This is a genomic window from Coprococcus eutactus (assembly GCF_001404675.1).
Classification (GTDB): Bacteria; Bacillota; Clostridia; order Lachnospirales; family Lachnospiraceae; genus Coprococcus; species Coprococcus aceti.
Map to the genome: position 1 here is coordinate 42442 of NZ_CYXU01000001.1, position 14551 is coordinate 56992.

Genomic DNA, 14551 nt, shown 5'->3' on the forward strand with positions numbered 1-14551 from the left:
ATTGTGCATGTCTGCTTGACAACAGAGAGCGTACATAAGTATAATTAATTGCGATAAAATAAGTCATATTGACTATATTAGGAAAGGAAAAACATCGGTTTCGGTGTTGCAGAGGGTTTATATGGTTTACAGTGTTACGGTTACACAGCTTATAGAGAAGATGGATCTCAAGAACCATACTCCGGAGATCGATACGGATAAGATACTTATCCAGGATCCGGGTATGAACAGACCGGCAGTACAGTTTGGTGGATTCTTCGAGCACTTTGATGCAGGAAGAATACAGATTTGTGGTAATGTTGAGCATGCCTATGTGGCAGCTATGCATACTGAGGAGGAGAACAAGCGCATCATGGATGAGTTCTTCTCATACAAGCCGCCATGCCTTATATTCTGCCGAGGCCTTGAGCCATATCCATTTATCATAGAGATGGCGAAGAAGCATGGGGTTCCAGTACTCACATCCGATGCGGTCACATCTGCATTTGTACATGAGGTGGACAGATGGCTGCATGTGGAGCTGGCTCCAAGAATATCGGTGCATGCGGTTCTTGTCGATGTATACGGCGAGGGCGTACTGATCATGGGTGAGAGTGGAATCGGTAAGTCGGAGGCGGCGCTGGAGCTTCTGAAGAGAGGACACAGACTTGTTGCGGACGACGTGGTTGAGATCAAGAAGGTCAGCGATGCAACTCTTGTAGGAAGAGCTCCTGACATAACAAGGCATTTTATTGAGCTCAGAGGAATTGGAATAATAGATGTGAAATCACTGTTTGGTGTTGAGTGCGTTAAGATAGATCAGAATATCGATCTTGTCATCAACCTGGAGGAGTGGAGCAAAGATACAGAATACGACAGACTCGGACTTGAGGACAATTATATGGAGTTCCTGGGAAATAAGGTGGTAAGTCACAACATACCTATCAGACCGGGAAGAAATATCGCGATCATAGTTGAGTCGGCGGCTGTAAACCACAGACAGAAGAAGATGGGATACAATGCAGCTCAGGAGCTTTATAACAGAGTTACACAGAATATTATGAAGGGCAACGGCGGTGGTGACAAGCAGTAAATGACTGCCGGCCGTGATATTACAATAAAAAGCGGAGAATGTGGAAGGAGAAAAAACATGGCTAAGTATGTATTTGGAGTTGATGTTGGAGGAACTACAGTAAAGATGGGACTTTTTACCGTTGGGGGCGAACTGCTCGACAAGTGGGAGATCAAGACCCGCACAGAGGACGGTGGAAAGAATGTTCTTCCGGACATTGCTGATTCTATAAAGAAAGTTATTGAAAGCAAGAAGCTTGCAAAGGAAGATGTTGAGGGCGTTGGAATCGGAGTTCCGGGACCTGTCAAGGAGGATGGAACGGTTCTCAAGTGTGTAAACCTCGGATGGGGAATACTGAATGTTGAGGACGAGCTGGAGAAGCTGGTCGGATATCCTGTAAAGGCTGGAAATGACGCAAATGTCGCTGCGCTCGGAGAGATGTGGCAGGGCGGTGGCAAGGGCCACAGCAATCTGGTAATGGTAACACTTGGAACAGGTGTTGGCGGCGGAATCATACTCAACGGCAAGATGCTGTTCGGCGTGAATGGTGCCGGCGGTGAGATCGGACATATATGTGTTGACGATTCAGAGACCGAGACATGTGGATGCGGAAACAAGGGATGTCTGGAGCAGTACACATCTGCAACAGGCGTGGTAAGACTTGCGGGCAGAGCTATGGCAGCTTCAGATAAGAAGTCAACTCTCCGTGAGCTCGAGGCTGTTACTGCAAAGGATGTATTTGATGCAGCAAAGGCAGGAGACGAGCTTGCACTTGAGATAGTTGATACACAGGCACGTATCCTGGGTCGTGCGCTTGCACAGATAGCATGTGTAGTTGATCCTGAGATATTTGTAATCGGTGGAGGCGTGTCAAAGGCGGGCTCCATACTTACAGATTCGGTAAAGAAGTATTTCGAGCATTATGCATTCCATGCATGCAGACAGACAAAGTTCGCACTTGCACAGCTTGGCAATGATGCAGGTATTTATGGAAGTGCATGCAGCATACTTGGAAGGTAATTGACCTGAATGTAAATTCGGTAAAATTTACCAGTAGAATTTGTGAAAATATCCAAAGGTTTTGCGAAAGATGGTAAATTTATATTAAATTTTAATATTGAATTATAAAAGTCTTTAATGTATGATGAATTTAATGGTGATGAATAGTGCCGTAAAATCCAATATATTAAAGACTTTTATTGTGTATGTTAAGAAAAAAGCAGTTCTCTGTGACAGAGGGTGCTTTTACTTTTGTTTTAAAATACATGCACATGTGAATAAAATATAGAAGACAGATTGTATGAGGTTGACATGTCAGATTTAGAAATATTGAACAGTATTCGAGAGATAACCGGAGAGAAGAATGCAAGCGCAGATGAGGTGATGAGCGCACACACTACCTTCAGGGTGGGCGGTCCTGCCGACTATTTTGCGAGTCCTTCTGATGCAGATCAGGTTGCGGGGCTTATAGAACTTTGTCGGAAATGTGAGATACCGTATTTTGTTCTTGGTAATGGCAGTAATCTGCTTGTGTCGGATGCTGGCTACAGGGGCATGATAATCAATATAATGGACAATATGAATGGGATAACAGTTGACGGTGATGTGATAACAGCCCAGGCCGGGGCAAAGCTGGTGAGAGTCAGCAGACTGGCAAGGGATAATTCGCTGACCGGTCTTGAGTTTGCTTCCGGGATTCCCGGTACTATAGGCGGTGCGGTGTATATGAATGCGGGAGCTTATGGTGGTGAGATGAAGGACGTTGTCACCAGTGTCAAGGTGATGGATGCCGATGGACATATATATGATATGTCGTCGGATGAACTGGATTTTTCGTACAGACACAGTGCTGTGGAGGCTGAGGGGCTCATAGTTCTTGAGGTTACCATGAAGCTGGCAGCAGGTGTGCAGCAGGATATAGATGACAGAATGAAGGAATTGTCGGATTCCAGAAGAACAAAGCAGCCGCTTGAGTATCCGTCGGCGGGCTCTACATTCAAGAGACCTGAGGGATATTTTGCGGGTAAACTTATAATGGAAGCAGGACTCAGGGGATATTCTGTGGGAGGAGCACAGGTGTCCGAGAAGCACTGCGGATTTGTTGTGAACAGGGGCGGTGCAACCGCTGCTGATGTGACAGGTCTGATCCATGATGTACAGAAGAAGGTTATGGATCAGTTTGGCGTGATGCTGGAGCCTGAGGTGAAGATGCTTGGCGATTTCTAGCATTTAGTGAGACAGGGAGAACAGAGCATGAGATTTGTTATTGTGACAGGAATGAGTGGAGCAGGAAAGGCAACGGCGCTTAAGACGCTTGAGGATGCCGGATTTTTCTGTGTTGATAATCTGCCTATCCAGCTTATAAAAAGATTTGCCGAGATCGCTTATGATGAGCAGATCCAGGTGGATGATGTTGCTATCAGTGTTGATATCAGAAGTGGAAGGGCTTTGTCACAGCTCAATTCGTGCCTGGCGGATATCAGAAGAGAGGGCATGAATTATGAGATCCTGTTCATTGAGTGTTCCAATGCAACTCTGGTAAAGCGTTATAAAGAGACTAGAAGAAACCATCCTCTTTCGGTCAAGGGTGGGCGAATAATAGATGGAATAAACAAGGAGCGTGAGCTTATTGGCTTCCTCAAGGAGGAGGCTGATTATATAATCGATACTACCAACCTCCTTGTGAGAGAGTTTAAGGCGGAGCTTGACAAGATATTTGTGCAGAATGAGGAGTATTCGAATTTCATAATTACGGTCATGTCATTTGGCTTTAAGTATGGAATACCGAGGGATTCTGATATAGTTCAGGATGTGAGATTTCTGCCTAATCCGTACTATGACCTTGAACTCAGGGAGAAAACGGGAAACGACAAAGAGATACAGGACTATGTTATGAACTGCAAGGAGGGCCCTGAGTATCTGGAAAAGTTTATAGATCTGATAACATTTTTGATACCGAATTATATCAAGGAAGGCAAAAATCAGTTGGTCATTTCCATCGGCTGCACAGGCGGAAAACACAGATCCGTCACGATAGCCAATGCTGTCTATGCCCGTTTGCAGAAGTCAAAGTATACAGTGAGGATAGTTCACAGGGATATTTTGAAGGATTCAATAGTCAAGAAGTTGTAGCATGTAATAACAGATAGTATAGCAGGTGGAATATGTCATTTTCTTCAGACGTTAAGATGGAGCTGGCAGGGAATGTCCCGGGAGCGAGGCATTGTCAGATAGCTGAGCTGGCTGCGATGATCTCAATGGTGGCATATGTGAGATATTGGGCCGGCAGACCGGCCGGGCTGGTGATAGTTACAGAGAGAAGTGTTATCGCAAAGGAGATAGCTTCCCTGATAAAAAGGCTGTTCAGATATATTCCGGACTCAAGTGTAAGAAGGACCGGAGCTGACAGCAGAGTATACAGGATGGAGATCAATTCTCCAGAGATTGTCAATACGATACTGATGACCTTGAAGATAGAAAACGAACATGAGTGTGAAGGACTGATACAGTGTCAGCTCATGAAGGTCAGCAGGATGGATGTTCAGCAGGATTGCTGCAGAAGAGCATATATAAAAGGAGTGTTCATGACCTCGGGATCAATCAGTGATCCGAACAAGGGATACCACATGGAGGTGGTGTGCGAGAACGAGGGAAGGGCACAGTTCATACAGGAGATAATAAACGGATTTGGTGTGGAAGCCCGCATAATACAGCGGAAGAAATACTACGTCGTCTATCTGAAGGATGGAGAGATGATAGTTGATATGTTGGGAATAATGGGGGCACACATATCCCTGATGAATATGGAGAACATAAGGATCAGGAAGGATATCCGTAACAATATCAACCGCAGGGTCAACTGTGAGGCCGCAAACCTCAACAAGACCGTGAGCGCTGCCGTAAAGCAGATGAATGACATTAATTACATAATAGAGACAAAGGGCATAGGATATCTGCCCGATAACCTTCAGGAGCTGGCGCTTGCCAGACTGGAGAATGAGGATGCTTCCCTTAAGGAGCTTGGTGAGATGATGACGCCGCCGATCGGTAAGTCGGGGGTTAATCATAGATTAAGAAAAATAAGTGAAATCGCAGAAGAAATGCGGGGCTGTTGATGAGCCCAAGGAGGATGTAATGATCGAAAAGACAGTTGTTGTATCAATGATGGGAGAGGCAGAGGAAAGACCTGTTGCAGTTCTTGTACAGATTGCAAGTCAGTATGACAGCAAGGTTCACCTTGTTACCGGAGATAAGAGAATCAATGCTAAGAGCATTATGGGTATGATGAGCATGAACTTCGAGAATGGCAGTGAGCTCACTATAGTTGCAGACGGTGCTGACGAAGAGGCAGCAGTCAATGCACTTTCAGAATATCTGACAAAAAACAATAAGTAATTTGGATGATTTATTGCACCTCGGATGTGTATGTGGTAAAATAAATTTATCAATGGACATTTGTCGGAGGAACAGGATATGGGATTTTTTGACGGATTATTAAAGAAGATACCATTCGTATCCAGATTTTCCAAAAAGAAGGAACCGGTCAACAATGTGGAGCTCCAGTTCAACAAGGCCATGAACCTTATGGACAACGGAGATGCTGAGGAATCAGTAAACATACTTGAACAGGTTGCAGACATAGGAATAATGGATGCGCAGTATAAGTCATATGGGGATGATGCTCTTCTTGCACTTGCAGAGTTCTATGAGAAGGGAAAGTACCGCAACGCAGTTGTGGATGTGGATCTGAATAAATCTACCAAGTATTACGAGAAGTATGTGAATCAGAACCATGACGGCGATGTTATATTCAAGCTTGCCAAGATGCTTCTGGAGGTTCAGAACTTCTCAAAGGCAATCAAGTATTATGAGCTTGCAGCCACAGATTACGGTATAAAGGCAGCGTATATGAGCCTCGGCTCAATATACGAGAGCGGACTTAACAGAGTGGATGAGTACGGCAACAAGAGTGATTATGTCGTGCCTATCGATCTGGACAAGGCCATGATGTGGTACAAGAAGCTTGCTGATACCGGTGATGCCAAGGCAAAGGCTTCATACGAGAGAGTTGAGTACATGAGTACCCATGGTGACAGCCTTGAGTTCGAGGAGAAGGACAAGCTGTACACGGATATAGCAGAGGCCAGAAAGGCAAAGGGAAAGGAGCCGCGTTACAAGGTTATCGAGGCTTCAAGACTTCAGTATCAGTACACATATGTACATGATCAGGTTGAGGGATTCATCCACAAGCTTCCAAAGGGCTGGGTGAAGACGATCAACGAGTCGACAGGCGAGGAGTATTACGCACCAAGTCTTACATATAAGGATTTTGCAATGTATGTATATTATGACAGTGTGCCAAAGGATTCAAAGATGACTCTTGAGAACTACCTGAGATACTGTAACGATGCGTTTGACGAAGAGCTGCAGCTCAAGGCGTATGTCACAGAGTATGCAGATGGAATATGTACGACTTACTATCACAAGGACATGGAGAAGGGAATCGTGTCATTTGCCTTCTATCATGGACGTAGACTGGCATGTATGAGATTCGTATGTGCTACTATGGAGATCATAGAGCAGTACGAGGAGATCATATTTGAGACAGCCAACTCATTTGCGTTTGTAGATCCTACACTGGCCAGTGACCACAGTGCCAACAGAAAGGATATGCAGTATTATAACGAGGCTATATACTGCTACTACCTTGAGGATTATGAGGGTGCCATGAGAGCCGCAAAGCAGGCTCTTAAGCTTGGAAGCATAAAGGCAAGTTACCTTCTGATAGAGCTGTACTACGATGAGGACAGCCCGTACAGGGATGTTGAGAAGACTATAAGCTATGCAAAGCAGTTGTTTGAGGCGACTAAGGATCCTGAGCTTGCATTCCTTCTTGGAATCGTATACGACCAGCAGCTCAAGGATTATGTGAAGGCAGTTAACTGGTATGAGAATGCAGAGCGTCTTGGACACAAGAGAGTTGCATTCTATCTTGGAAGAATATATTATTACGGTCTGCTCAGAACGAAGAGAGACGGAGGCAAGGCACTGTCTTACTTCAAGAAGGCCAGAGAGAACGGTATTCAGGAGGCTGAGGGCTATATCAAGGATCTTGAGGATCTCAAGGGAGAGGACCTTCAGACAGCCGTTGAGAAGTGGGAGCGTGCAGTGGAGGCCGGAAGCGAGTCAGCGGCTATCAAGATAGCCATGATGAAGCAGAGACAGATTTTCTACATTGCAACACCATATGAGATTGAGAAGGCTTATCTTGAGGCACTTGGTCTTGGAAGCGCCCGTGCCGGATATGAGCTCGGAAGAATCTATCAGGTACAGGAGAAGCAGGATAACTACAGGGGCGAAATCAAGAGTATCAAGTATTTCGAGAAGGCGTTCAATGCGAACTTCGATGACTGGGATAAGGAGAACCTGTTCAAGGTCATCAATTACAAGGTTGAGAAGGGCCTGGCAAACGACGAGGCCATCAAGTTGTACATAGAGAATGCAAGTATGGGATATGTTCCGGCTATAGAGAAACTTATCGGACTTGTGCCTACAACTACCCAGCAGATATGGAGCCTGTATGACGCTCTTATCGATCTTGCTGAGACCGGTGATGAGTCAGCGATAGTTGCCATGAACAAGCTGGAGATGAACTATGTAGACCTCATACTCAGAGAGCCGGCCAAGGGACAGAAGGTTGTGGAGAACAAGTTCTTCAGACTCTGTGTTCCAAAGGAGTGTAACTCAGTCATCAACGATGACGGCGGTACTATCAAGATGGCTGATTCAGTCGTTGAGTTTGCAGTTGCCGAGATGCCTGTCAATGCTACGGCAGAGCAGGATTACCTGAAGATCTACAAGCTGATAGTTTCAGAGTATCTGCCTGATGAGAATGCGGATGTGATCATTGCAAACTCAAGAATGATCGGATCTGCAATAAGGGCTTCAAAGGATAACGTACATACATTCAGCATCCTTCTGATAAGCTCCAAGAACCAGTACATATTCAAGCTGAGTTCCAAGGACAGGCGTCAGATGATGCAGTTCAAGGATGTCGTAGTTGCAATAGCCAAGTCTCTTGTTGAGACAGGTGAGATCTACAAGGCGACAGAGGAGGGCAAGAAGAACATCGGTCTTGCATTCCTGCTGAAGGCTAATGAGAGTGGATTCCTGTCGATCGGCAAAGGCGAGTAATACAACAGGATATCAATTAGATCAGAATGATCCCGGAGGACATATCTCCTCCGGGTTTTTTACCCCATAGGGATAGAGAAAGGGAGCATATTATGCCGGGACTTAACAAGAGAGAGCTCACGAGCAAGCCTTTGAGAATGGATTCCAGAATGGCGAGGGATTTGGAGAGATTATCTGATTATACCGGTTATTCTCAGAATGAGATCATTCTCATGTCCATAAAGAAATATCTCTTTGAAAATCGTGGGTATTTCCTGCGGGATATGGTTGAGGAGAAATGCCTTTTGCGCATTGAGAAGGAAGTAAGGATCATGCGTGGAGAGACCCATCTGAAGTATGGAGACATGACGGTGGATGTGGTGAAGTCAGAGAATGCAAATGGTAATATCAACTTATATGTAGCGACTATAAGACTTCGTAATAAGCTTGGAGAGATATTCTATGAGGATGTACAGGAGCTGGATATGTCGGGAAAAGACTGGGAATATTATAAGGAGTTCCTGTATGAGGTTGTGATGAAGTATATGGATATCGATGAACCAGCACTTAAGACGTATTTCAGGGAAAAATTCCTGTATGAATAGTATAAAGTGATAAAAAATCAGAGAGTGCAATGATATGGGTTTAACTATTTACATTGCAAATTTTTAGTGGTATCCTATAATAGATTTGGAAAAAGTGGTCGAATCGAGGTGAGATGCTTGTTTAGAAATGTTATGAATGACCTTGCAACATGGTATGAGACCGGAGCGGATAAGATTGCAGTTGTCCGTGGTGGCAAGTTTGTTGGCAAGACATGGGCTGTGGCTGATTTTGCCATGGGATTTTTTGAGGATCATATAATAATAGATATGGACAAGTATCCGGACTTTGCCGCATATGCAGCAAAGGAGAGGAGACCGGAGAAGCTTCATGCCAAGCTTACAACGTCGCTTGACAAGTATGATTTCAAGGATAAGCTTCTTATATTTGACAATGCGCAGAACTGTGTGGGACTGCTCGGCAACCTTGTTGAGTACAGCAGATATAATACTGACTGCAGGATCTGTGTCATTGCGACATCCTGTGGACCAATCCCGGGAGAGGAAGAGTGCCAGGATGACATATGCGTATATGAGATGATGCCTATGAACTTTGAGGAATTCCTGAAAGCGGGAAAGGGCAGAAAGCTCTGTGCATTTATAGAGAACCAGAAGATCACACCGATGCCGGATGAGGTCAGGGACAGCGTCCAGACAATGCTTGAGACTTTCTTCGTGACCGGAGGAATGCCGGAGGCGGTGGATGAATATTATAAGACAGGAGATCTCAGAAGAGTTGATGTGGTTTTGAAGTCTATACTTGACAGAACTACTGAATATCTGATAAACTCCACTCCGAAGAGATATCTTACCAAGGTCATGGCGATATGGAATAGTATTCCGGTTCAGCTTACCAAGGAGAACAAGAAGTTCATGTATGGATACGTTGATCCGAAGGCCCGTGCCAGGGAGTACGAGGCGTCAGTTGATCAGATCGTCAGGATGGGCGTTGTGCGTCAGGTGTACAGAGTCAGGAATGGAGTGCTTCCTCTGGCAAACCAGAAGGATGACAAGTCATTTGAGCTGTATCATCTTGATCATGGTCTGCTCAGGGTCATGGCTGGTATTCTGGTTCAGGATATTGACACAGATAATGTTCTTGATATGATGGATGGAGTTATAGCAGAGCAGTACGCTCTTGCAGAGCTGTATGTGAACAGGAGTATCGGTGATCTGTATTTCTGGATCTCATCGGCCACAGCGAAGGTTGATTTCGTGTATGAGGGCGATGGAGAGGTCATTCCAGTGGATGTTCAGACAAGTCCGCACACCAAGGCCCAGAGCTCCAGAGTATTCAAACAGAGATATGACAATCAGACTTCAGTGAGGATATCTACAGATGACATGTTTGTCGATAAAGGATTGGTAAATATACCGCTATATGGTATCTGGTGTTTCTAACCGATAGCGTATGGTAGTAATTTATAGATGCCGAAATAGCTCAGTTGGTAGAGCAACGCATTCGTAATGCGTGGGTCGAGGGTTCGAGTCCCTTTTTCGGCTTCAATATTGAGGAAGGCTGCCTGCAAAAGTTTTTGCGGCAGCCTTTTGTACTCAGTGGGAAAGGACGGGATGATATGGATGCTCCAAAATGGTACAGACATTTGAAAACCATAAACAGACATAAGAGAATGGTCATGCATAACTGCTTTAAGTGCGGATTATACTGGCAGGGGCTTGTGCACGATCTGTCAAAGTATTCGTGGACTGAGTTCTCAGTCGGGGCAAAGTATTATCAGGGAACAAGAAGCCCGAATGATGCGGAGCGCGAGAGCAAGGGATATTCAAGCGCATGGCTGCACCACAAGGGAAGAAACAAGCACCATCTGGAATACTGGGTAGACTACAGTGTTGACAGGAACTGTGTGGAGCTGGTGGGAATGCGCATGCCGGAGAAGTACGTTGTGGAGATGTTCTGCGACAGGGTGGCTGCCAGCAAGAATTATAATGGTGATAAGTATACGGATTCATTTCCACTTGAGTATTATCTGAGGGGCAGATCCAGACATCATCTGCACCCTGAATCGGCGGATCTGCTGGAGGACATGCTAACGACTCTGGCTGAGAAGGGCGAAGATTATACATTTGACTATATAAGGCGGGAGATACTGCATAACAAATAAGGAGGAGACATATGGAGTTTACACATCTGCATGTGCATACAGGCTACAGTCTGCTGGACGGTGCGGCGAAGATAGACGGACTTGTGCGCAGGGCAAAGGAACTGGGATATGATTCCCTCGCAATAACGGATCACGGCGTCATGTACGGTGTTATAGAGTTCTATGAGACTTGTCTCAGAGAGGGGATAAAACCTATTCTCGGATGTGAGGTGTATGTCAGTCCGGGATCACGATTTGACAGGGAAGTTGGAAAGGGTGATGACAGATATTATCACCTCGTCCTTCTGGCGGAGAATGATCTGGGATATCACAATCTGTCCAAGATCGTGACCAGAGGATTTACCGAGGGCTTTTACTATAAGCCGAGGGTCGATATGGAGGTGCTGGAGAAGTACCATGAGGGAATTATAGCGCTCAGCGCCTGTCTTGCCGGTGAGGTTGCGACAAAGCTCAGAAAGGGCGACTATGACGGTGCGAAGGAGACTGCGATAAGATACAGGAATATATTTGGCGAGGAAAACTATTTTCTGGAGATGCAGGATCACGGAATACCTGAGCAGGCAACTGTGAATGCGGGGATCATGCGTCTGTCAAAGGAACTGGGTATCCCTATGGTCGTGACAAATGATTCGCACTACATCTATGCCGAGGACTGGGAGGCACATGATGTTCTCCTGTGTATACAGACTAACCACAAGGTTCAGGACGAGAACAGAATGCGCTATGAGGGAGGTCAGTTCTACCTCAAATCAAAGGAGGAGATGGCTGAGCTGTTCCCATATGCCCTGGAGGCTCTGGAGAATACACATAAGATCGCAGAGCGGTGTAATGTGAATATCGTATTTGGCGAGCAGAAGGTTCCGAGATTCGATGTGCCGGAGGAATATACCGCGGAGGAATATCTGGATCATCTGGTATATGAGGGTATGGAGAAAAAGTACGGACTTACATATGAGGAGTCCGGTAAGATGGCCGAGGGAACCCACGGCTACGAGGTCAGACAGAGAATAGATTATGAGCTGTCTGTCATAAAGAGCATGGGATTTGTGGATTATTTCCTGATAGTGTGGGATTTCATTCATTTTGCAAAATCGCAGGGAATCGCAGTTGGACCTGGAAGAGGTTCGGCGGTTGGCAGTGTGGTTGCTTACTGTCTGGATATAACGACAATTGAGCCTTTGCAGTACAACCTTCTCTTCGAGAGATTCCTGAACCCGGAGCGAGTATCCATGCCGGATATTGATATAGATTTCTGTTATATCAGACGTCAGGAGGTTATCGACTACTGTGTAAGGAAATATGGCGAGGAGTGCGTGACACAGATAATAGCATATCAGACCATGGGCGCAAGAAACGTCATAAGAGACGTTGGAAGAGCCATGGATCTCCCGTATGCGGTGTGTGATTCCCTTGCAAAGGCAATACCTGCAGAGAAGGATATGACTATAGATATAGCACTCAAGACGAGCAAGGATTTCAGGGATATGTACGAGGGCTCGGACGAGATCAAGAAGCTTGTGGATATAGCCAGAAAGCTTGAGGGACTCCCTAGAAATGCAGGAATGCATGCGGCGGGAGTGGTTATAGGCCGTGAAGCCATAGAGGAGTACGCGCCTTTGTCAGTCGGAGCCGAGGGCGCGGTGGTAACCCAGTTTGAGAAGAACACGGTGGAGCATCTGGGAATGCTCAAGATGGACTTCCTGGGACTCCGTACGGCGACTGTTGTGCAGGATACAGTCAAGCTGGTCAAGCAGACAACAGGCAAGGATATAGACATAGACAATATAGATTACGATGATCCGAATATACTTGGACTCATGGGACAGGGAAAGACCGAGGGTATGTTCCAGCTCGAAAGTGAGGGCATGAGAAACTTCATGATGAAGCTGAAGCCGCAGAGTCTGGACGATGTAATTGCCGGTGTTGCTCTGTTTAGACCGGGTCCTATGCAGTTCATAGACGACTACATCAGGGGCAAGGAGAACCGTGAGCTGGTTCACTATGATACCCCTGAGCTTGAGGAGATACTTGAGCCGACTTACGGATGTATCATTTACCAGGAGCAGGTAATGCAGATCGTTATGAAGCTGGCGGGCTATACGCTGGGAAGAAGTGACCTTGTGCGCCGAGCCATGGCGAAGAAGAAGCCTGAGGAGATGGAGAAGGAGCGTCATAACTTTGTGTACGGCAACAAGGAGCTCAATGTTCCGGGATGTGTGGCAAATGGAATCTCGGAGACCGTGGCAAATAAGATATTTGACGAGATGATGAAGTTCGCGGAGTACGCATTTAACAAGTCCCACTCCGTGGCATATGCGGTACTTGCGGCGCAGACAGCGTACCTGAAGTATTACTATCCGGTGGAGTTCATGGCTGCGCTGATGTCATCGGTAATTGACAACAATGGCAAGGTTGCAAAGTATATAAGCGTGTGCAAGCAGATGGGTGTTGAGGTGCTCCCTCCGGATATAAATGAGGGAGTGGCAAAGTTCTCCATAAGCAACGGCAAGATAAGATACGGCCTCTCCGGTATCAAGAGTGTCGGAGGCGCTGTTGTCGACAGGATAGAGGCGGAGAGAACCAAGAATGGACCGTTTAAGGATCTCAGGAATTTCCTCACAAGGATGCCTTCAAAGGATACAAATAAGAAAACTGTGGAAGCTCTGATACTCAGCGGTGCATTTGATGATATGGGAGCAAACAGAAAGCAGATGATGATGGCTCTTCCGGCCATAGCGGAGGAAGCAGCAAGGGAGAGAAAGAGCAGGGAGTCCGGGCAGATGTCTCTGTTTGACCTGATGGGAGACGATTTTGTGCAGAGCAATCTTGTACCTTACCCTGATGTGGAGGAGTATTCGGATCAGGAGAAGCTGGCGCTTGAGAAGTCTGTGCTCGGAGTGTATATATCGGGACATCCGCTTGGCAAATATATCGAGCTTATGCAGAGAACATGCACGGCTCAGGCGACGGATTTCGTGGTGGACACCGAGGATGACGATGAGATGAGCCGGGATCAGGGTGACGGAGATGGACAGAAGCTTCAGGACAATGCAATGTATGTCATCGGCGGACTCATATCAAGGGTGACGGTGAAGCTCACCAAGAACAATCAGAATATGGCGTATGTGACGATAGAGGATTTGGTCGGACAGGTCGAGGTTATAGTATTCCCGAGGGATTTCGAGAAGTTCAGGGACAGACTTCTGGTGGATTCCAGAGTGTTTGTCAGGGGCAGGGCGAATCTCGGTGAGAAGGAAAACAAGCTCATATTGTCGGATATGATAAGCTTTGAGGAGGCAGAAGGTGGCAAGAGCTTTCAGTCGGGGAAGCCATGGAACAACAGACAGAAGCCTGTTCAGAGCAAGAGCCAGCTCTGGGTATTGTTCGATGATGTGGACGAATACATGAAGAACGAGTCTGCATTTATGTCGATCCTTGAGGAGTACAAGGGCACATGTCCAGTGTACGTGCAGCTCAAGAAGTCCAGACAGGCGAAGAATATGGGCCGGGGATTCTGTGTGGATGAGAATTCCGGCGTGGTGTACGCGCTCCAGATGGAATACGGCAAAGACAGGGTATTGCTCAGAAAAGTGTGACAGAAA

Annotated in this window: 11 protein-coding genes and 1 tRNA gene; all 12 read left to right on the forward strand. The window is 46.2% G+C overall.

The window, feature by feature from the left end; translation table 11 throughout:
• Positions 1-121: 121 nt before the first annotated feature.
• Positions 122-1072, forward strand: coding sequence for an HPr(Ser) kinase/phosphatase (hprK, locus tag ARA78_RS00205; RefSeq protein WP_015533291.1), 951 nt, complete (start codon positions 122-124; stop codon positions 1070-1072).
• A gap of 57 nt (positions 1073-1129) precedes the next feature.
• Positions 1130-2071, forward strand: a complete 942-nt coding sequence (locus ARA78_RS00210; RefSeq protein WP_055280056.1) for an ROK family glucokinase — start codon at positions 1130-1132, stop codon at positions 2069-2071.
• Positions 2072-2362: 291 nt separating this feature from the next.
• Entirely contained in the window at positions 2363-3277 is a 915-nt protein-coding gene (gene murB, locus ARA78_RS00215) for a UDP-N-acetylmuramate dehydrogenase (protein ID WP_015533289.1), read from the forward strand.
• Positions 3278-3304: 27 nt separating this feature from the next.
• Positions 3305-4183, forward strand: a complete 879-nt coding sequence (rapZ, locus tag ARA78_RS00220) for an RNase adapter RapZ (RefSeq protein ID WP_015533288.1) — start codon at positions 3305-3307, stop codon at positions 4181-4183.
• A 32-nt stretch (positions 4184-4215) separates the two neighbouring features.
• Complete coding sequence (gene whiA / locus ARA78_RS00225; protein WP_015533287.1) at positions 4216-5166, forward strand: DNA-binding protein WhiA; 951 nt, start codon at positions 4216-4218, stop codon at positions 5164-5166.
• Positions 5167-5185: 19 nt separating this feature from the next.
• A complete protein-coding gene (locus ARA78_RS00230) occupies positions 5186-5446 on the forward strand; it encodes an HPr family phosphocarrier protein (protein ID WP_015533286.1) in 261 nt (86 codons plus the stop codon).
• Positions 5447-5524: 78 nt separating this feature from the next.
• Entirely contained in the window at positions 5525-8245 is a 2721-nt protein-coding gene (locus ARA78_RS00235; protein WP_022216602.1) for a tetratricopeptide repeat protein, read from the forward strand.
• A 92-nt stretch (positions 8246-8337) separates the two neighbouring features.
• Positions 8338-8829, forward strand: a complete 492-nt coding sequence (locus tag ARA78_RS00240; RefSeq protein ID WP_015533284.1) for a hypothetical protein — start codon at positions 8338-8340, stop codon at positions 8827-8829.
• Between the two features lie 117 nt (positions 8830-8946).
• Complete coding sequence (locus ARA78_RS00245) at positions 8947-10227, forward strand: DUF4143 domain-containing protein (protein ID WP_022216601.1); 1281 nt, start codon at positions 8947-8949, stop codon at positions 10225-10227.
• Positions 10228-10256: 29 nt separating this feature from the next.
• Positions 10257-10329 (forward strand) — tRNA-Thr (locus ARA78_RS00250).
• A 74-nt stretch (positions 10330-10403) separates the two neighbouring features.
• Positions 10404-10949, forward strand: a complete 546-nt coding sequence (locus tag ARA78_RS00255) for a DUF5662 family protein (protein ID WP_015533282.1) — start codon at positions 10404-10406, stop codon at positions 10947-10949.
• Between the two features lie 11 nt (positions 10950-10960).
• On the forward strand, positions 10961-14545 hold the full coding sequence (locus ARA78_RS00260; RefSeq protein WP_055273650.1) for a DNA polymerase III subunit alpha: 3585 nt from the start codon (positions 10961-10963) through the stop codon (positions 14543-14545).
• Positions 14546-14551: the final 6 nt, after the last annotated feature.